The following is a 20604-nucleotide window of genomic DNA, read 5'->3' as shown; positions in this document are numbered from 1 at the left end:
ATGGTATGGAGAAAATGTGATGATATCTGCAGTGAATATTCTAGTTGGCTCTTTTCTTGCTAAATTTGTGCAAAATAAGCAAGGTGTATCAGCAATTGAATATGCGATTATATCGGCTGGAATTACAACAATGGTATTAACGATATTTAAAGGACAACAAGGTTTTTTGGTATACGATATGTTTAATAGTGTATTTTCGTCCTTAAAAGATAAATTAGCCGTAATTGCTAGTTGGTAATGACGGCCTTTATTATATAGTTTATTAAACGAAATAGGTATGAAGTTGCTAATTGTTGTTAGATTAATATTTGTTAAAAAATTAATCTAACACTTTCTTGTTACTGGCAATATATAGATGATTACATCATAATGAAAAATATGGGCTATTGATTTAGCAAAAAGGTTTTGGTCAATAGCTAGACAATTTGTAACAGACTAGAAAAGCCAGATAACGGGAGTTTATTTCATCGAATAGTAAAAATGAACGCTATTAAACAATAAATTATGATCTCAATTTTCCAATTAAATTTGAAAAAACCATAGAAAATAAATGAAGGCGACAAGCTAAACGGCAAACAAGAGTGTATTTATTTTGATAATGAGGTCATATCAAGAAATACGAGAGCATCAAGTTATTAACGCATGTGATTTTTATCGCATAAACCAAATATTCAATAACTCCGTCATTCCTCAAATAAGTGGACAAGCAGAAAGAGTAATTCACTCTTTAAATGGAAATGGAGCATATTCAGCAAATATCTATTGATTCAATAAACCGGAAACACCAAATTAAGTGGTGTTTTGGAAAAACGCCTTATGAGTTTTAGAGGATTATTTTAATTATAAAGTGTAAACAACATCGTGTTTTTCTAAAACATTAAAATGCTATGTATTCTACAGCTAAACCGAAAGCAAACGAATTTTGCCTTTATTTATACTGATATATTCACACAAATTTTTAGTTTAAATATCAATCTGAAATAAAGGTATGTTTAGTAATCATTTTTTTTCACATTATTGATTATAATCAATTTTTAAATGGTGGTTAATTGAAATTTTTTGATGAATAATTAGCTATTTTAAATTTATATATGTATAATGTTTAAGCTTTCGATAAGAAGGTAAATCAATTAAATAAAAAATGTAAGAAATATTTAAGGAGAAAATTATGATGTATTTATCAGCAGTTCATGCTCAAGTAAGAAACGCCTTGGGCAAATTTGTTAAAAGTGAACAAGGTGTAACTGCGATCGAATATGCAATTGTTGCAGCTGGTGTTGCTGCTGTTGTATTAGCTATCTTTAAAGGTGATAGTGGTCCTGTCCATGATATGTTACAAAGTGTATTTAGTTCATTAAAAAATAAATTAACAAGCACAATAGGTGCAGCTATTAGTGGTACACCTGGTGGTACACCTGGTACTCCAAGCCCATAAGTAATTATGGCGTTCAAGGGATATTTTACTTTTATAAGGACGGTTATTATCGGTAGATAATTAGAATATAATCGTCGTTTTAATAGTTAAAATCCCTTAGGGATCTATCTTGGTATAGATTATTGTCGTTATTCTTACAAGTAAAAGTTACTAGAACTGTTTATCGGTTTCTAGTAGCTTTTGTTAATTTACGATCAGTTATTAATGAAAAGCACTATGGTTAATGAACGATTTAAGTTTCCTGAAGAATGGAGTAAAGTTCGTGATTTAGTTTTTCAAGTCCTTGATTTGGAACTTATTGAGCAGTTAAAGAATGAACCAACTAAAATTCAACGTGAAGTGCAAAATGTGATTAGGGATATCGCTAATTCAGGTAACGCTTATATTTCAACTGATGAATCCAATGTATTGGCTGGTATGATTTGTGATGAAATCATTGGTTATGGTCCAATTGATTCATTAATGAAAGATGAAACTGTCAGCGATATTTTGGTTAATGGTCCTTATAGTATTTATGTTGAGCGGGGAGGAGTCCTTAGCAAAACGGATAAATTTTTTATTAGCGAACGCCAGCTACTTGATATTGCAAGACGCTTAGTTAACAAAGTAGGCAAAAATATCGATGAGTCGCACCCGTTAGTTGATTCTCGGATGCCGGATGGTAGCCGGCTTAATGTTGTTATTCCACCAATTGCTATTGATGGCACCTCGATGTCAATTCGTAAATTCGGTGCTGGTCGTCGCACATTCCATGATTTAATCAACTATGGTTCTTTAAACGAAGACATGGCTAACTTTTTAGTCATTGCGGCGCGTTGTCGGATGAACATTATTATTTCCGGTGGAACGGGTTCGGGTAAAACCACAATGCTAAATGCATTATCTGGATTTATTGGTGAGCATGAACGTACTGTTACGCTTGAAGATGCTGCCGAATTAAGACTACAACAAGACCATGTGGTTAGAATGGAAACAAAAGTAGGCGGAGAAGATGGTCGCGGAAGAATAACTATGCAAAATCTATTAGTTAACGCACTACGGATGAGGCCAGACCGAATTATTTTAGGGGAGTGTCGTGGTGAAGAGGCATATGAAATGCTTCAAGCCATGAATACTGGACACAATGGCTCAATGTCTACACTACACGCCAACACGGCTAAAGATGCATTATCTCGCCTAGAAAGCATGATTATTATGGCTCAGCCTGAATTGCCGATGGTTGCAATTAGGCACTATATTGCTTCTTCGGTTAATTTTATCATTCAGGTTTCTCGCCTTCCAGATGGGCAACGTAAAGTAATGAGTATTACTGAAATTATGGGTTTAGAGTCTGAAAATATTGTTACTCATGATGTGTTTAAATTTAAAATTCATGATGATAGAAACGAACAAGGTAAGATTCAAGGTGAATTTGTCTGTAATGGGCTGGTTAAACGCTCTGCACTTTATGAAAGCGCTCAATATTATGAAATGTCAGACGTATTAGAAAAGCTAATGTTAAACGCAGTAGGGCTCAAAGTATGATTTTCATCCTTTCAGTTGTACTTATTCTCGTCTCTATTATAAATATGTGGGTATTGCGTCGTCGTAGAATACGATTGCAAATTTTTCATAATGTCGAAGTGAAGAATACATCATTATCTAGTTTGGTTGAAAACCAACTATCCCGACAGAAACAATCTTTTTGGGATAGAATCAGCTTTGATTTTAAAGTAATGATTAGCTCCTATCACAATCTGCTTATAATGGGGCAATCGAAAACTCGGTTGCTTATTTATATTTTAGCAGGTACGGTTGCGGGCATCATATTGAATGAAAAGTACCTCCATTATGATAGCTATATTGTAATTCCAATTAGTGCTGTTGCCACAGTTGTTCTAAATGTTGTTATTAAAAAGCGGAAGTTGAAAAAAGAATTTTACGAAACATTCCCCGAAGCAATAAATGTTATTTCAGGTGTTGTATCATCGGGTGGTGCAATAACAACAAGTTTTAAAACATGTGGAGATTCAATTAGTGGTATTGTAGGTAAAACAATGAGAGAAGTGGATAGCCGAATAGAAATCGGTGATAACATTGAGGGAGTTTTAATAAACTCTTATCAACGACTCCCTTTTCCAGAATATTATTTTTTTATTTTAACGGTAATGGTTAATCTTGATAGTGGGGGAGAATTAAAGGAAGTCTTGAGTCGATTAGCTAAAATGCTAGCCAGCAATCGAATTTTAACTAAAACCAGAGATGGTAAAACAGCGGAATTAAGAATGACGATGACAATATTAGGGTGTATGCCTTTTGCTTTTATCTTTATACTTAAATTAGTTTCACAGGCAAATTATGATTATTTGGTTAATACAACAGTTGGTCACTATATTTTGTATTATGTTGTTGGTAGCGTGGTTATTGGTCTTATCATTATCAAGGGGATGATTAGCAAGATCATTTAAATTATGATTAGTTTACTAAATATAATAATCCCAATTATTTTAATCTATATCGGCAGTAGAGAGTTGATAAACTCCTATTTACTGTATCAAAGAAAGGAAAAACTCAGTTTACTTTTAAATAGCGAGAATAAAGAAAAGAAAATAACTAAAAAACATATTAACCAAAAGAATGTTGCTTTTGAAAAAATTGCGGCAAAAAATAGTGTAAGTTTAAGTTTTTTGCGTCGCTTTCAAGAACAAAATAGTTGGAAGATTTACGCTGTTGTTATTGGATTTTCATTTTTTTATCTTGTAAATCAAATCTTTTCATTGGTTATAATTGATTCAAATATCTTATTGATTGTTTTAGTTTTTATTATTATTGTGGTCATTATTGTGCCCGATAGGCTGTTAAAAATACAAACAGCTAAAAAAATCAGAAGAATTTCACGAGACTTACCACTGATCATTGATATGATGGCAATTATGGTTAAATCAGGCATGACAGTTGAAAATGGTTTTAGGTACTTAAGCACGAGAGTGAAACCAATTAATAGAGACGTGGCAGCTATCTTAGAAAGGGCTTGTTTAATGATGGATGTTAATGGTATCGAACTCTCAATTGATTTGATTCAGCGAGAAGTACCTTGCAAAGAAATCAGAATGTTTTGTGTTACGTTAAAGAGAAGTATTAGTTATGGAAACTCAATTTATGAGGCATTATTAGAATTATCTTCTGAAATTAGAGAGATACAAAAATTAACAATAGAAGAAAAAATTGCTGCTATTGCAGCCAAAATGACATTACCGATGATGGGATTTTTCTTAGCGCCTGTTCTTGTGATTATTACAGGACCTATTGTCATGAATATTATATCAACATTAAGTAATAGATAGGGATGTAGAGATAATGAACTATTTTTCAATATACTGTAAACCAAGAAGGTTAATAAAACCAAAATTTATTGTGGTATGTTCAATGTTGTTTGTTGCTGTTGGATGTCAAAACAGTACCGTCAGATACGATTTGAATGAGCAACAAAAGATTTATATTCATGAAACAACAAAAAATTACGGCGGCTTAATTGAGCTTTATAAACAACGCTTACAACGTTCTGATATCGAGGATACAAGATATAAACTTGCTCAAGTTTATTACCTTTCTAATGATTTTGAAGCAGCAAAAAGAACATTAACCCCTGTTTTAAATAAAAGTAAGAATGATAATCTTTTTGCTTTGTATGCTCATGTTGAATCTAAAATGGGGAATAATGACACAGCATTAGAATATTTAGATAAAGCAATTGCAATCAATCGTAAAAATGGTGAAGCATATAATATAAAAGGTATCGTTTTGCTGAAAAAGAAACAATATGATGCTGCACGTTATTCATTCAGCCTAGCTAGAGAAAACTTTTATGATGAAAACAAAGTCACAAATAACCTAGCAATGCTATCAATTTTGAATAAAGACTATAATGAAGCTTATAAGCACCTAAATATTTTATATACAAAAGGATATCGTGATCAAACTATTCTTCACAACTTGCTTTACACGTTGGTGAAATTAAATAAAATGCAATTAGCTAAAACATTCTGTTTAAGGCATCGATTATCTAATGATCCAGAAATCCTGATTCAAGAATTAAAACAGATAGAACCAGTTGATGCGATTAAATTTAATGAGATTACACCAGCACAAAGTGATAATCAAAAGCGCTATACGACTGAAAAAATAGCCTCACAGCAAGTATCCAAAAAAGATACCGCAGTTAAACCTAAAAAAGAAACTAATTCACAAACTACCGCTAAGTCAGAAATTAGTGCTAAATTATCAAATGTAGCCAAATTAGAAACAGAAACTGATCAGAAAATTGCTCCTCGACAAGCCGCTGTAACTAATTCTGGCAGGGATACTAATCCATCTACATCTAAACAAAATAATCAAGTCAATCAGGCGATGGCTTCGTCGACTATTTTAGCTGTTCGATCAGGCGAACACGGTAAATTCAGCAGAATCACTTTCGAAACAGTTAATCAATTAGGCAAAAAGCAATACTTAATTGAAAAAATCTCGCCAACGGAATTTAAATTATCATTTTATGATGTAACGCTTCCTACTGCAGGAATAAATTATATTATTAATCGAATTTCCCGTAGTGATCGAGATTTTGCCAATGTAACCGGAACTTTTACTGCTGAAAAAACATTAATTCTACAAATAAAAACTAAACAGAACTCAATAGTGAAGGATTTTGATGCAGGTCTTAATTCTAACGGTAAAGCCCACTGTTTTGCATTTGATTTTTATTTAGAGAATAAATAAATGCAAAAAAAATAACAATAAATATAAAATCATATGGAGTTTGTATGAAAGAGAAAAAAATAATTGTTCTGTATATATTAATGCTAGTTGTGGGACTGGCATTGTTGTTTACAAAGTCATCACCTACACCTGTTGCTGAGCCACCGGTTCAGCCGCAAGTTGAAGTTAAAGAAGAACCTAAAATAGAAGTACCAAAAAAAGAAATTATAACAGTGGCTGTTGCAAAGAATGATATTAGTAAAAAGACAATCTTGACTAAAGATTATTACTATTTTAAATCAATTGAGGTCGATATTGAGTCTAATGAAAAATCCAAATATGTGACCAATGCGAAAGCAATTGATGCTTATGTTGCTAAAAACAATATTGCAAAAGATACTCTTATAGAAAATAGCTTTGTTGCTTCACCTAATTCAGAAGATTATAGGCTACTGGCGCTAAAAGAAGGGAATTATATGTTTCCATTCAAATTAGCACAGATTGATTCTTATTTGGTGAAAAATCTAAAGAGTGGAGATCTCGTTGATCTTTATATATTTTATAGTGATGATGAATCAACGAAGTTTAATAATAAAGATTATAAAGCGGATAGACTCGTTTCGCCTAGTGATGATTTTGTTAAAAATCGGATAAAACCTATCATTGTAGGTAAAAAAATTCTCTATATTAATGCAGATGATGGAGTTGATTTTAAATTTCAAAAACAAGAAGCAGGTCAAATTCAATTAGAGCTTTCAAATCAAGAAATTAAATTATTAAGAACATTGATGACAAATTCTTCGATTATGATGTATCCGAGTACTTATAAAAGAAATGTTGATGATGGATTACGTTTGTTAAGTGATAAAGAAAAAAGCTGGCCATTAACTGATAAAGCTATTTTTTCAAAGAAAAAACAGATTAATTTGCTAAAAGGTAACTAAGAATGCTAATAAAAGTTAAATCAATTATGAATACAATTAAACAGCTAGTTTGCTTATTATCTATTGGCTTTTCTTCTTTGACTTTTGCTAATATCCATAATTTACAGATTGGGCAAACCAAAACAATTGTTTTGCCTGAAAATGTTGGTACTGTTTTCATTAGTCAAGATAGTGTAGCAAATTATGAAGTTGTTGATGGTAAATCATTAATTATATATGGTAAGTCGAATGGTAGAACTAGCTTGCTGGTTTATGATGATGCAAATAACATTATTATTAATGATACTATTAATGTTGATCCGCTTTTATCTCAAATTACGCATAGATTGGCACAAAATTTTCCAAATAGTAGCGTAACGATAGATCGTTATGATAATGGTGATCCAAGTGGGCGGTTTGTTTATGTACTAAATGGCACTACACCAGATACGACGACAAAAGGTAAAATTATGGCGGTTGTGGGTTCACTTGTTGGGCAAAGTGGAGAACGAATACGCAGTACAGCAACAGGCGAGTCAGGAAATCGGGAACTTACCTTCCAAGACTACTATGTTTATAACAATATTATTGATAATATCAGAGTAATTGAAGAGTATCAGGTCAATGTAAAATTAACTTTTGTTGAGGTCAGCAAAAAATTTACCGATTCATTGGGTATTGAGTGGCAAAGTTTAACCTTGGATAGTATGCTAAATGGTGGATCTGAGATGAACAATATTGGTGAGTTTACCCTATTAGGCCTAAAAAAGGGGTTTAATATTCATAATATCACCACAATGATTCGTGCAATAAAAAATGACCGTTTAGCCAAGATTTTAGCGCAACCTAACCTATCTGTACTGTCTGGTGAAAATGCGTCATTTTTAGTTGGTGGCGAGATTCCCATAGTAACTAAGAATAAAGATGGTGATGCTAATGTTACTTATAAAGAGTATGGTATTAAATTAAATATTAGTACCAAAGTAAATAATGATAAACGGATTAGATTATTTATTAATAATGAAGTGAGTTCAGTTTCAGGAGCGTATGCTTTTAATAACTATAATATTCCCACTTTATCCACTCGAAAAACCAGTTCAACCATAGACCTATCTGATGGAGACAGCTTTGTTATTGCGGGATTAATTAATGAACAAGATTCTGAAACATTATCTCGTATTCCTTTTGTTAGTGAGATTCCAATTTTAGGAGCATTGGCTCGTAGCTCAACGACAGGCCGTGAAAAGACTGAAATGGTCGTATTTGCAACCGTTAATTTGGTTACATCTAATAATAGTTTTGATAGTGTAGAGTTACCAATTTTAGAACGAACTGATGTAATTAATAGTTTCTTTAATATTAAAAATAACATGGATAAACAACGACGCAAAACAGTACCAATATCTAACGAGAGTGAAAAATTTATTAATGACATGGGTTTTATTGAATAAAAGGTTAGTGGGATTCTTATGCAATTATTTGGTAATAAAAAAGATAAAGATATATCAAAAGAACTTTCACAAGAATTTGTGGTTGGGCGTATTTCTGGTTTTCACGTTGCTATTTTAAGCAAAAGAAGTGAATTGATTGAAAATATTCGTTCTATACTTTTTCTCTACAATGTATTAAGTATGGAGATCATCTCGTTAGACTTATCTGAATTAAAAGAGGAGCCACGTTGGAACAAGTACGATGCAATTATTCTAGATATCCAAGATGAAGATGATGCTGAGTTATTATCAGAAAATGTTAATCGTTGTATTCCAATTAAAACATCAACCATACTCGTTGGTAGCCATGATTCAATCCAATTTTCTGAATTATTACTAAGAAAAGGAATACATTTCTTATTAGAAGAAGGTCAATTGGAGAAAATCCCTTCTATTTTACATTCAAAGAGTTTGACACCACAAGGTTCAAGCCAAAGGGTTGGTAGCATTATTACATTTTTAGGTTGTAAAGGCGGAATTGGCACATCATCATTAGCGGTTCATACACTAAAACATATCAGTTTGTTAACTAATTATCCTCTTCTCTATGTTCAAGGTGCAACAACTAGCCCTAATGCTGATTTTTTATTTGAAATGCCTATTCCCCAAGATGGTTCAATAGTTGATGTTGAATTTTCTTTACAAGTAAAAGTTGAATCTAGCGATAAGATTTGGAAATATGATGATTTGAATTCTGGACAATTCAACATTACTGTTATTGATCAAAATATGGGATTATCATCTTCATTTAAGCATTTTGAAGAGATGATTACACTTTCAAATATCGTTTTTATCGTAACAAATCGGGATCCTTTCTCTATTAAAGTGGCTAAAAAAATGCTAGATGAAATTTCCAGAGCAACCACACAAAATTCAGATTTATTAAATAAGCGCTTTTTGGTTTGTTTAAATGATAATCTTCCTTATGATAAAAAAAATGCTTTACGAGATAATGATATTGAAGAGTTTTTAGGCCGAAGTATTGATTTTACACGTAAATTTATCCCAAGGATGGATAAATTTAAAAAAGCACATAATAACAGTGAAATTAAAGAAATAGCTTCAGCTATTATTGGTAATAAAAAAATCAAAAAAAGTAAATCAAAAACATCTTTTTCAATATTTAAGAAAAAGAAAGATTAACCCTTTATATAATAATAGAGTAGGGCAAAAATTATGTTGAAATATTGGAAATTGTTGTTTCGTCAAAAGAGAGCAAGTGTTTCAATAGAAGCTGCAATCGTTGTTCCTTATTTGGGTGTTCTGTTTTTGTTTGTACTTGAATTTAGTCGAATTATGGCTATTGGTTCGTCTTTGGATTTAATGGTTACAGAGATAACAAAAAAAACTTCACTTTATGAATACAATGATTATGACGAAGTGGTCAACCATTTCGCTTTACTTGAAGTACCGATGTGGCCCTATTTGACTAATGGAGAAGAATTAGATATAACACTAACTTATTGTGAAACAATAGAAGAAGCAATAGAGAATAAGTGTCAAGACGCTCTCAGCGATAATACTCACATATTAGTATTTGATTTGGAGTATCATTATTACGCCATTTTTTCCGAACTATTTAGTCGTATAATTGACTCTTCTTTGAAAAAGAAAACAATTGTGTACCGTGAGTTTTATCCAATTGAACATAGAGAAACGGATTAAAAAATGAAATTTTCTGGTAATTTTTTGCACAATAAAAACGGCATACTTTCCATAGAGTTTGCAGCGTGTCTCGGTTTGTTTTCGGTTATCGTATTCATTATCTATGATGTATATAGTACCATCATGCTACAAAATAGATTGGAGCGAGCGAATTATGCAGTAGCATCAATTTTTCGCGAAAGATCATCTTTGTTTCCTGCTATAAATGGTTCTGATTTTTCATTATGCGGTAATTCTAACCCCTGCTTTCAATCCTATGAGCTGTTTGATAATACTCAAGCGAAAAAACTCAGTCAAATAGCGAGTTCATTACTAAATGGACGTGATGTTGCTTTAAAAATAGATGGTTTATTTATTTTTCAAGATGTTGCTCACCCTGCGAGCTTGGAAAGGGCTGAGCTTGTCGCGTTAAGCGCTGAATCTTGCCCTTCTGGTAACTGTAATAATGGAATAAGAAACTATTTTACCTCGTTACCCAGCATCAATAATCGTTCAAATTCACTCTATAACTATTCAAAACTTACTCCGTATGTTCCAAGAATTGCCGACCCTACAAGTGGGTTAGCAGGACGTTGGATTCCTTTATATCGCGTTAGTATATGTATTGTTAACGAAGAGAGCCTTTATTTAAAATGGCTCAACTCAAACAGACAATCCACGGATACTTTACCAAATTTATGTAGTAACATTGTAGTGTTGTCTCGCTGTAATGATATTTTGAACGTTGATGAGACTGCTTGCCCAATTTATCATCGCTAATCAACATGCTTTTTAGAGGATTATACATGAGCAATAATAAGTATAACCAAATGAATGATAATAAATCTTTTTTTAAGTGTACTTCAGGAGCTGTTGCTGTAAGCTTTGCGATTATGCTTCCTACTCTATTTATTTGTATGTTAGTTTCAATAAATTATGCCGAAACAATGCGTAATCGTGCTCGGCTCTCTGAAGCAACAAACGAAGCCTCGTTAGCCATTATAGCTTTAGACAATAAAAATGTTGGCAATGAAGCAATTGAACAAAATCGTAAAATGGCATTGAACTATATTAATTATTTTACCGATCAAAAAATTAGTGACAATTTATCAAAAGAAAGTGGTGCTACTATCAATATAGAATATAGCGAAAGATCAGGAGTATATAGTGTTGTTTATGCACAAAAATCTAATTCCCTAACTAGTAGTGATAAAAATAATAAAAAAGATGATGTGTTAAATCTATCTATACCGATTGAAGGTAATACGGAAAGTTACGGTAATACAAAAAAATTTCAGCGTTTTGATGCATATGATATCGCATTTGTCGCCGATTTTTCAGGTTCAGTAACGTGCAAATATCAATCGGTAGACAACCCAAATTGTAACAGTTACTCCGAAGCTATAGACGCTGGTCAGCAACGTCTCGAATATATGAATAATGCAATAATTGGCATTATTAAGAGGTTTAATGGAGATTCAACTAAGTTTGCATTGGTTCCTTATGACATTGGCGTACCTGTTAAGCAAAATACAGCAAACCCTGCTGATGGAGAGAGCTATGGTTGTTCGGTTATGTACAAAATGAAGCCACCTTATGGCAAAGACAAAATTGATTATAATTTTTGGGCCAATAAAAATATTGCATATGGAAAATGGAGTAGCTTAAAAACAAATGGGGCGATTACTATAGATAAAGATAATGAAGGTAAAGATGATTATTCATCCTATGACTATTTCAATAAATTCAAGAACACCGTTTATTATTATTTAGACTATTTTAATTATCGTTATTATTCACAAATAATTGGACCTGCAAAAGGACTTTATAGTGATGGAGCTTTAGTGAGTGGAGGATTGTGTCGAAGTCGATCTCCTAGTGAACAGATTAATATGGGAAATGCAAAATTTGCTTGTGGTGAAAATAATCCTGATTACCCATTAAGCAGTCGAAATAAAAACATTGTTAAAGAACAATATGGTAAGGTAGTTCAACTGTATAACTATATGTTTTCGGGAAATTTTAATGATGTGCATTATTCATTTGCTAATACTAAAACAGTTGATGTAGACGGTACAATTAATGAATTATTTGAGGGAATGGATGGGAAAACGATAACATTTAATCGACCGATTTCGCCAGCGAGTAGTGATTTTTCACCATTTTTGGGAATGTGCCAATCCCCTTTATATAATAATGGTATTATGAGTGAAAGAGTGATTAATATGAATTCTAATGTCCAAAGGTATCAAGAAGCCTCAAGGCATATCGGGACATTTAAATTATCCCCTTATTTAGTTCCTTTTAGTTCCGATAAAGATCACAATAGAAAATTACTCAGGTATATGGAGCATGGAAATTGGCAACCAGGAGGAGGAACAGATACAATGACTGCACTGTTACGGACTGTTCCCATAATGGCAAGTAGTACCGCTGATAATAAATTGATAATTATTATTACTGATGGCAAAGATGATGCTGGGGCCGATATTCTTAGAGATCAATTTTTGGATAAAGGTATTTGCCAAGCAATAACTAGCGGGTTAACTTCGTCAGACAATAGAGACAAAGGTCTTATTGCGAGGGTGGCTAAAACGGCGGCGATCCACTATATAATGCTCAATCCAGAGGCAAATAATTTGTCAACAGATGCTCAATATGAAGCAATATACGGCAAATGGTTCACTAAGTGTATGAATGGTAATGTACAATATTTACATGAGGCTCAAGATTATCAGACATTACTTGATACAATGACAAAAATTATTCAGACAGAGACCGGAAATTTTGTTATCAAAGATGATTCTAGGACTTTAGAATAAGGCTATCATTCGTGAATAGCGGTTCTATGCTGTTGTATAACGATAAAATCAGGAATGCGGATTATTAAACTTGAGAGGTTTAGGGGGGGGGCTGTACTATTTACAGTTCTTTGGTGGGAATACTTTTACCGCTTTTTTAGATGCATTAGATTAAGTTTATGGTATGGGAGAAGTAATCATTTAGAGTCGGCGTAAAAAAGATAGTGATATTCGACTTTATTTCCAATATTCTGGATGTATTGCCAGTACTAAAGATGAAAAATTGCTAATATGGAATATTATTGATGGTGCTTTTAGAAATATCTTGTACGTAACGTAGCAACATTTAGAAACTACGAAGGTAATTTTGTTAAGCTTGATGGCGATAAAGAGTATCAATTTTATTGGTATGATGAATGACAAGTCTTTGGTATGGTGGTGGATGTAAATTTGACTAAATGATTGGAATAAGAAATTGGAAACCTGCGATTGGGATGCATTTTTTTGTAGATGCAATGAAAAATTTTATAGTAAAGATCACGTTCAGAGGCAAGGAAAATAATGATTAGTCATGGATTAATTAATGATATTATTTTGTTACTAATTTGGGGATGCTTGTTGGTTTCTTGTTATACTGATTTAACACGCCGCACGATTTCAAATTATATTGTTGGCATAATATTCATCCTTACTATTTTGAATTTTATTTTTGGAGATGGTCAACTAAACTATAGTGCATCGGGCATATTTTTAATCTGTGGTTTTTTTATGTTTTATTGTCGATTTGTTGGTGCAGGGGATATAAAATTAATTACTGTACTTTTAATCTCTATTCCATCAGGCAGCAGCGTCCTGTCTTTTTTGATGATAATCACACTCTTTGGGCTACCTATGGCAATCATCGCAATTATATATAAACACATAAAAAAACCAGAAAATGGTGTTACCTTACCTTATGGGATTGCAATTAGTGCGAGCTATTTTTTAATTTCATCAATCACACTATTTAAGGTCATTTTTTAATAATTAATTTGCCATTGCCATTTTTAATATAAGTGGACTTCTCATAAACATTAATGTTTCCCAGCTAACAGCAGGACGTTGGGAAACTATCTCTCCTTATATAATCATCAATTATATTTACTACTTAAACAGTAATTGCAATACGCATAAATGTGAATTTACAAAAGATAAATAACAGGCTGGCTAAAATGTTAATTTTATATGCCAATATGATTGTTTAATTTTAAAAAAGGTGATTATTTTAGATTTAAATACTTTACTCAGGGCAAAACTAACATAGAAATAGAAAATGACAAGGGTCTTTGTTGTTTTTAAAATCAACTAATCTCATATCATTAAGTGTGTAATAACTTGTTGGCACGTTTCAATTTCTAGTTCCATTATATCAAGATATTAGACAGTAATTATGTGATGCTAATTATTTTTACTCCGCCTTTTTTAAATACCAGTCAGACAATTGGAATTGACAGTGGAAACCAGTGACTGATTTTCTTTGTCTGATAGGGGCTGTATTATCATGTCTGGATTATAAGTTAAGTCAACATATTATACAAATATCATTAAAAATGATTGAAAATGTCTTGATGGATAACGCTATTTTTATTTTATGTAAACCATAAAACAAATTTATGAAAAAAATGTCATCTTATATTTAAATTGGTATAAGATTAATTTGTTTGGTTTTTATATTGAAATGTAGGGTTATCTGAAACTTCTTTACAAAAATTATTATTTTTAGTAATGTTAATTAAAGATATTTACCCTATGTAGTGGCATTTTTGCACATTAATTGAGTGCAAGTTAAAAATTGAGTTATCTCCTTTATCATTAATAAGCTCGTTAGTCTTTGTTGATGAATCATTATAATTATTTTTTATTAGTTTTTTACTTTAAAAACAGTAATTATATTTATCCCCATTTATCAAAATTTGTTAGAGCTATGGCATAGTTATTGCTTGTAAATACTATTTAGTATAACTATCGTCATAATTCTAGAAATAAGTTTAGAGGAAACATGCATATGGAAAATAATAGCGGTAGTACTGTTGCTTTTGTTAAAAATCGGCGTGCCTCATTAATCAGTGCCATTTTTTTAATGGCGACTTCGGCAATTGGTCCGGGCTTTATTACCCAAACAGCCACTTTTACCGTCACTCTTGGTACTGCTTTTGGGTTTGGTATTTTAGCCTCTATTATTATTGATTATGTTGTTCAGCAAAATATTTGGCGAATTGTTGCGTTAACCAAAATGAATTCTTCAGATATTGCTAATGCGACGATTCCATTTAGTGGCTATATACTTGCGGTGCTGATCATATTTGGTGGGTTGGTATTTAATATTGGTAATATAGCCGGTGCTGGTTTAGGTTTAAACGCACTTGTTGGGCTTGATCCTAAATGGGGTGGGGCAATTAGTGCACTGTTAGCGGTTTATATATTTTCATCCCGTAAAGCCAGTCATTTTATTGATCGTTTAATGATTGGTTTTGGTTTGCTCATGATTATTTTGACCTTGTTTGTGGTATTTGCTTCTCAACCACCTGTTGGACAAGCTTTAAAGGAAACGGTTTTTCCAAGCAGTATTGATTTTGCCTCTATTACGACTATTGTTGGGGGAACGGTTGGGGGGTATATTTCTTACGCTGGAGCTCACCGATTACTTGATAAAGGTATGGTTGGTGCTCAGCATATCGATTATGTTTCGGGCGCGGCAACCAAAGGAATAATGGTTGTGGGTTTGATGCGTTACATCTTATTTTTAGCCATTTTAGGTGTGGGTGCAAGTGGTGTGTCAATTGACATTTCAAGCTATGCTGCCAATCCCGCATCACAAGCCTTTCAGGCCGCTTTAGGTGAATTGGGGTTACGTATTTTTGGTTTGATTTTATGGGCTGCCGCGATAACTAGTATTATTGGCGCTGCCTATACTTCGATGACTTTTATTACCCCTTTTAAACGGGCAATTACAGAAAAGCAACGCCAGTTTGCCACCATTGTTTTTATTGTTGTTTCGTTAGCTATTTATTTAATTATGGGAACCGCACCTGTATCATTATTAGTTTTTGCGGGTGGTTTTAATGGTTTAGTTTTACCGCTTGGTTTAACTATTTTTGTCTATATTGGCTGGCGACGTGCTGATCTTATGTCTGGGTATCATTACCCAAGATGGCTATTGTTATTAGGTATGATTGTGTGTGCTATTACTTGGTATATGGGCATAATGTCGGTTGCGACTATTTTTAACTATTTAAAATAGAGGACATATGACAATTACTAAATGTATTGATTTAAACAGTGACCTTGGCGAGAGCTTTGGTCAATGGCCGATGGGAAATGATGAGGCAATGCTAAAAGTTGTTAGCAGTGCCAATATAGCTTGCGGATTCCATGCAGGATCGCCAGCGGGTATTTTAAAGACATTAAAAGCGGCCAAAGCTAATCATGTCGAAGTCGGTGCTCATGTCGGTTATCCTGATTTAGTTGGTTTTGGCCGTCGTAATATGGATATAGCCGCCGATGAATTAACCGCAGATGTGATTTATCAAATTGGTGCACTCAAAGGGTTAGCCGCTTCAATTGGCGCTAAGGTGAGTTATGTTAAACCTCATGGTGCATTATATAACACAATTGCGCATGATAAGCGTCAGGCAATGGCAGTGATTGATGCACTTTGTTCGGTTGATTCAACACTGATTTTAGTTGCGCTTGCGGGCTCAAAGCTCATTGAGTGGGCTAAAGAAAATGGCTTGCGTGTGGTTGCTGAGGCTTTTGCTGATAGGGCATATCATGCCGATGGTACGTTAGTGTCTCGTAAAGAAGCCGGCGCTGTGTTGCACGATCCCGATCTAGTTGCAGACCGTATGCTACAGTTGGTGAGTGATGGTGGTGTGACTTCTATAGACGGGCAGTTTGTCGGTATTGAGGCAGGATCAATTTGTGTTCACGGCGATAGCGCTGGTGCTTTAGCAATGGCGCAAAAAGTTCGTGAAAAATTACAACAAAATGGCATTAATATTGTCTCGTTTGCTAAGGTAAATAATCATTAGATTAGTTAAGTTTTGGAAACTTAATTAAGTTAACGAAAAAATAGCACTATGATTAGATACGAATTTGTTAAGCCGGCAATAAAGTTAGTCTCTGATATGACACAATGCTATAAATAGTTATAGTTAGGAATTGGATATTTACCATATATAGAGGTGCTTAATGCGATTTTTACCCGTTAATGTTGATGCGTTTATTGTTGAATTAACAACACTTGAGCAAACAATGGCGCTTACCAATGCACTGCACAGTGTATTTATGCATTGGCATATAGAAGAGATAATCCCCGCAGCGCGCACTATATTGATTCGTTATAATCCCATTGCGACTAATGCTAATACGCTTGTTAAGCATATCGCTAAATTGGATATTTCAGCAAGTGTTATGCAATCTGGTGAATGGGTGACAATACCTGTTCATTATAATGGCGAGGACTTAGCCCAAGTGGCTGAATATCTAGGTATAACTGTTGCTCAAGTCATTGCAAGACACACCAATAATCAATATCAAGTGGCTTTTTGTGGCTTTGCGCCTGGCTTTGCTTATATGGTGTCTAAAAATGCTCAGCTTAATGTACCGCGTCGCAAGTCACCACGAGTTCGTATTCCAGCTGGTTCAGTTGCTTTAGCAGGTGAGTTTAGTAGTATTTATCCTCAAGCTAGTCCCGGCGGTTGGCAACTTATTGGTATAACCGATACCGCTGTATGGGATTTAAATCGCGATCAACCTGCATTATTGAAACCTGGTAGCCGAGTTAATTTTTTTGATGCTAGCAAATCCACTAAAAAGTATCATTTGCCTACCGTTAAAAAAGACGATAACAACAGCAATCAACAACAGGATATCAAAATATTAGCAACAGGATTACAAACACTTTTACAAGACGCAGGGCGCATTGGTCAGGCGGCATTAGGTATCTCTGAATCTGGAGCGATGGATAAGGGGGCATTACATAGCGGTAACCGCATTGTGGGCAATCCAATAAATGAAGCCGTATTAGAAATTACGCAAGGTGGTTTTAAAGCGCAGGTAAACCGTGGTATGTTGGTTGCTGTCACAGGGGCTGAGTGTGATATACACATTACCACATCAGATGGCGAAAAGTATAATGTTGCCATGTATCAACCGATTCAATTGGAAAAAGGCGATATTATTAGTTTGGGAAGCGTAAAATGTGGTGTACGCAGTTATTTGACTGTGCGTGGTGGTTTTCAAGTATCACCTGTTTTAACCAGTTGCTCTTATGATACACTTGCCCAAGTCGGACCCTCACCACTTAAAATTGGTCAAACGCTAGCTATTAAGAAAATTCAAACCTTAAATGCGGTGTCGTTAACTGAAACACCAATGATACGCTATCCTACTTGTAATGATGTTATTGTACTCGATATTGTGCTTGGACCGCGTACTGATTGGTTTACAAAGCAAGCAGTAGAATTACTTTCTTCTCAACTATGGCAGGTGACACCTGCATCTAATCGCATTGGTTTACGTTTGTCTGGTGACATGCCTTTAAGCCGTGCCAAAGAGCAAGAATTACCCAGTGAAGGCACCTGCATTGGAGCAATACAAATTCCAGCGAATGGGCAGCCGGTACTATTTTTGAATGATCATCCTTTAACAGGGGGCTATCCTGTTATCGGGGCTGTGTGTACATACCATTTAGATTTGGCCGGTCAAATTCCTGTCAATGCCAAAATAAAATTTAATCCTATAGGGATGTTTAGAGAATTTGAAGGGAGTGATATTGATCATGTCTGAAAATAATCAAAAAATAACGCACAAAGTATTGATCGCTAACCGAGGCGAGATTGCAGTACGTATTATACGTGCTTGTTGTGATATGGGCTTTTTGTCTATTGCAATTTATGCTGATGCGGACATTGATGCACTTCATGTACAAATGGCTGATGAAGCTTATGGATTATCAGGCAATTTACCGAGTGAAACATATCTCGATATTGATAAAATCATTGCTATAGCCAAAAGGTCAGGCGCTACAATGGTGCACCCAGGTTATGGGTTTTTATCAGAACGCGTTGAATTTGCTAAAGCAGTGCAAAATGCTGGTTTAATATGGATTGGACCAAATCCAGAAACGATCGAAATATTAGGCGATAAAGTCAGAGCCAGACAACTTGCATTGCAAGTTGGCGCGCCTTTAGTTGCTGGAACTAAACAACCAGTGCAAGATGTTAAAGAGGTCGTTGAATTTGCGCACGCTCATGGTTTACCGATAGCGATTAAAGCGGCATTCGGTGGCGGCGGTCGGGGATTAAAGGTGGCTTGGCAAATGGAAGAAGTTGAAGAACTTTATCATTCCGCTGTACGCGAAGCGACTACTGCTTTTGGTCGTGGTGAATGTTTTTTAGAACAATTTTTACACAATCCTCGACATATTGAAGTACAAATCATTGCAGATACATTAGGTCATGTTGTTGTGGTTGGAACTCGTGACTGTTCACTGCAACGTCGTAACCAAAAATTAATTGAAGAGTCACCCGCACCATTTTTAACCGAACCATTAGAGCAACAAATTATTCAAGCTTCGATTGATATTTGTGCTAAAGCAAATTATGTCGGCGTGGGTACGGTTGAATTTTTGCTTAGTCAGGATGGCAAGTTATCTTTCCTTGAAGTAAACACAAGATTGCAAGTTGAACACCCAGTTATAGAAGAAACAACGGGTGTCGATCTTGTTATCGAGCAACTGCGCATTGCCCAAGGCTTACCGCTTAGTATTAACCAAATGCCTAAACCACGAGGTCACGCCATTGAGTTTCGTATTAATGCTGAGGATGTAGCTAATGGCTTTTTACCTGTAGCTGGTACCATTAAACGGTTTGATGCGCCATCAGGGCCAGGAGTACGTTTAGATAGTGGGGTACTCGCTGGTTCGGCTATTCCGGCCATGTTTGATTCGCTCATAGCAAAACTGATTATTGTTGGCAATAATCGTCAGCACGCTATAGCAAGGGCCCGTCGTGCTTTAGCTGAGTTTTCGATTGAGGGGGTGGCAAGTGTATTACCATTCGCACGTGCGGTTATTGAACATCCAGATTTTTGTGATGATTTTAAAGTGCATACGCGTTGGATCGAAACTGAATTGACTGCAACAATAACGCCTGCCAAGAGGCAAATACCACAAAAAGAAGCAACACTGACTCACACATTTATCGAGATTGACGGTAAACGTTGTAAACTGGGTTTTCCTGCACAACTTTTTGCTGGGTTATCCTTGCAAACGGAAGCTAATTTAGATACATCTTCCAGCGTGAAAGAAGAAATTTCTGAATTGATTGTCCAGTCACCTGTTTCGGGTAGTGTTTTTAAATGGGTGATCAATGATAATCAAAGCGTAAACGCGGGCGATGTTATTGCTATTATGGAAGCCATGAAAATGGAAGTTCAAGTTATTGCACATCGAAACGGTGTTTTAAAGCAAACAATCAAAGAAGGCAATTATGTCAGCGCGGGATCACCTGTTGCAGAAATCATTTAGATAGTGTTGA

General features: G+C 34.4%; 17 protein-coding genes. All 17 read left to right on the top strand.

All coding sequences use genetic code 11. The features are described 5' to 3' along the window. Positions 1 to 16 precede the first annotated feature (16 nt). The gene (locus ACYIAL_RS00235; RefSeq protein ID WP_174796027.1) at positions 17 to 238 is read left to right on the top strand and encodes a Flp family type IVb pilin; all 222 of its coding nucleotides are present in this window, start codon (positions 17 to 19) and stop codon (positions 236 to 238) included. Between the two features lie 930 nt (positions 239 to 1168). Further along, positions 1169 to 1435 (top strand): Flp family type IVb pilin, encoded by a 267-nt coding sequence (locus ACYIAL_RS00230; RefSeq protein ID WP_483750627.1) that lies wholly within the window; start codon positions 1169 to 1171, stop codon positions 1433 to 1435. Positions 1436 to 1639: 204 nt separating this feature from the next. Further along, positions 1640 to 2959: a TadA family conjugal transfer-associated ATPase gene (locus ACYIAL_RS00225; RefSeq protein WP_202984915.1), complete on the top strand. Its 1320-nt coding sequence runs from the start codon at positions 1640 to 1642 to the stop codon at positions 2957 to 2959. Between the two features lie 74 nt (positions 2960 to 3033). Further along, positions 3034 to 3882, top strand: coding sequence for a type II secretion system F family protein (locus ACYIAL_RS00220; protein WP_483750626.1), 849 nt, complete (start codon positions 3034 to 3036; stop codon positions 3880 to 3882). Between the two features lie 3 nt (positions 3883 to 3885). Continuing rightward, entirely contained in the window at positions 3886 to 4758 is an 873-nt protein-coding gene (locus tag ACYIAL_RS00215; RefSeq protein ID WP_174796029.1) for a type II secretion system F family protein, read from the top strand. 82 nt (positions 4759 to 4840) lie between these two features. Then, positions 4841 to 6187: a tetratricopeptide repeat protein gene (locus ACYIAL_RS00210; protein WP_483748036.1), complete on the top strand. Its 1347-nt coding sequence runs from the start codon at positions 4841 to 4843 to the stop codon at positions 6185 to 6187. Between the two features lie 44 nt (positions 6188 to 6231). After that, positions 6232 to 7110: a CpaB family protein gene (locus ACYIAL_RS00205; RefSeq protein WP_174796031.1), complete on the top strand. Its 879-nt coding sequence runs from the start codon at positions 6232 to 6234 to the stop codon at positions 7108 to 7110. A gap of 26 nt (positions 7111 to 7136) precedes the next feature. Beyond that, positions 7137 to 8540 (top strand): type II and III secretion system protein family protein, encoded by a 1404-nt coding sequence (locus ACYIAL_RS00200; RefSeq protein ID WP_174796032.1) that lies wholly within the window; start codon positions 7137 to 7139, stop codon positions 8538 to 8540. An 18-nt stretch (positions 8541 to 8558) separates the two neighbouring features. Continuing rightward, positions 8559 to 9722: a CpaE/TadZ family protein gene (locus ACYIAL_RS00195; protein ID WP_483750625.1), complete on the top strand. Its 1164-nt coding sequence runs from the start codon at positions 8559 to 8561 to the stop codon at positions 9720 to 9722. A gap of 33 nt (positions 9723 to 9755) precedes the next feature. Next, positions 9756 to 10244, top strand: coding sequence for a TadE/TadG family type IV pilus assembly protein (locus ACYIAL_RS00190; protein WP_174796034.1), 489 nt, complete (start codon positions 9756 to 9758; stop codon positions 10242 to 10244). 3 nt (positions 10245 to 10247) lie between these two features. After that, a complete protein-coding gene (gene tadF / locus ACYIAL_RS00185; RefSeq protein WP_174796035.1) occupies positions 10248 to 11003 on the top strand; it encodes a tight adherence pilus pseudopilin TadF in 756 nt (251 codons plus the stop codon). Between the two features lie 26 nt (positions 11004 to 11029). After that, on the top strand, positions 11030 to 13045 hold the full coding sequence (locus ACYIAL_RS00180; RefSeq protein ID WP_483750624.1) for a TadE/TadG family type IV pilus assembly protein: 2016 nt from the start codon (positions 11030 to 11032) through the stop codon (positions 13043 to 13045). Between the two features lie 540 nt (positions 13046 to 13585). Beyond that, on the top strand, positions 13586 to 14047 hold the full coding sequence (locus ACYIAL_RS00175) for an A24 family peptidase (RefSeq protein ID WP_483750623.1): 462 nt from the start codon (positions 13586 to 13588) through the stop codon (positions 14045 to 14047). A gap of 1021 nt (positions 14048 to 15068) precedes the next feature. Continuing rightward, entirely contained in the window at positions 15069 to 16304 is a 1236-nt protein-coding gene (locus tag ACYIAL_RS00170) for an NRAMP family divalent metal transporter (protein WP_483750622.1), read from the top strand. A gap of 13 nt (positions 16305 to 16317) precedes the next feature. After that, positions 16318 to 17094: a LamB/YcsF family protein gene (locus ACYIAL_RS00165; RefSeq protein ID WP_483750749.1), complete on the top strand. Its 777-nt coding sequence runs from the start codon at positions 16318 to 16320 to the stop codon at positions 17092 to 17094. Positions 17095 to 17254: 160 nt separating this feature from the next. Beyond that, positions 17255 to 18853: a 5-oxoprolinase subunit B/C family protein gene (locus ACYIAL_RS00160; protein ID WP_483750621.1), complete on the top strand. Its 1599-nt coding sequence runs from the start codon at positions 17255 to 17257 to the stop codon at positions 18851 to 18853. After that, the gene (locus ACYIAL_RS00155; RefSeq protein ID WP_483750620.1) at positions 18846 to 20594 is read left to right on the top strand and encodes an acetyl/propionyl/methylcrotonyl-CoA carboxylase subunit alpha; all 1749 of its coding nucleotides are present in this window, start codon (positions 18846 to 18848) and stop codon (positions 20592 to 20594) included. The genes ACYIAL_RS00160 and ACYIAL_RS00155 overlap by 8 nt, the downstream gene beginning before the upstream one ends. The last annotated feature ends 10 nt before the right edge of the window (positions 20595 to 20604 follow it).

Source organism: Gilliamella sp. X-57 (assembly GCF_057063565.1).
The sequence above is the reverse complement of the archived record's forward strand: the minus strand, read 5'-3'. Positions and strand labels throughout refer to the sequence as shown.

Excerpts from the sequence above, each read along its gene's own strand:
- ACYIAL_RS00205 (WP_174796031.1), top strand. The coding sequence starts at position 6,232 with ATGAAAGAGAAAAAAATAATTGTTCTGTATATATTAATGCTAGTTGTG.
- ACYIAL_RS00160 (WP_483750621.1), top strand. The coding sequence starts at position 17,255 with ATGCGATTTTTACCCGTTAATGTTGATGCGTTTATTGTTGAATTAACA.
- ACYIAL_RS00190 (WP_174796034.1), top strand. The coding sequence starts at position 9,756 with ATGTTGAAATATTGGAAATTGTTGTTTCGTCAAAAGAGAGCAAGTGTT.
- ACYIAL_RS00225 (WP_202984915.1), top strand. The coding sequence starts at position 1,640 with ATGAAAAGCACTATGGTTAATGAACGATTTAAGTTTCCTGAAGAATGG.
- ACYIAL_RS00230 (WP_483750627.1), top strand. The coding sequence starts at position 1,169 with ATGATGTATTTATCAGCAGTTCATGCTCAAGTAAGAAACGCCTTGGGC.
- ACYIAL_RS00155 (WP_483750620.1), top strand. The coding sequence starts at position 18,846 with ATGTCTGAAAATAATCAAAAAATAACGCACAAAGTATTGATCGCTAAC.
- ACYIAL_RS00210 (WP_483748036.1), top strand. The coding sequence starts at position 4,841 with ATGTTGTTTGTTGCTGTTGGATGTCAAAACAGTACCGTCAGATACGAT.
- ACYIAL_RS00215 (WP_174796029.1), top strand. The coding sequence starts at position 3,886 with ATGATTAGTTTACTAAATATAATAATCCCAATTATTTTAATCTATATC.
- ACYIAL_RS00180 (WP_483750624.1), top strand. The coding sequence starts at position 11,030 with ATGAGCAATAATAAGTATAACCAAATGAATGATAATAAATCTTTTTTT.
- ACYIAL_RS00175 (WP_483750623.1), top strand. The coding sequence starts at position 13,586 with ATGATTAGTCATGGATTAATTAATGATATTATTTTGTTACTAATTTGG.
- ACYIAL_RS00200 (WP_174796032.1), top strand. The coding sequence starts at position 7,137 with ATGAATACAATTAAACAGCTAGTTTGCTTATTATCTATTGGCTTTTCT.
- ACYIAL_RS00170 (WP_483750622.1), top strand. The coding sequence starts at position 15,069 with ATGGAAAATAATAGCGGTAGTACTGTTGCTTTTGTTAAAAATCGGCGT.
- ACYIAL_RS00195 (WP_483750625.1), top strand. The coding sequence starts at position 8,559 with ATGCAATTATTTGGTAATAAAAAAGATAAAGATATATCAAAAGAACTT.
- tadF (WP_174796035.1), top strand. The coding sequence starts at position 10,248 with ATGAAATTTTCTGGTAATTTTTTGCACAATAAAAACGGCATACTTTCC.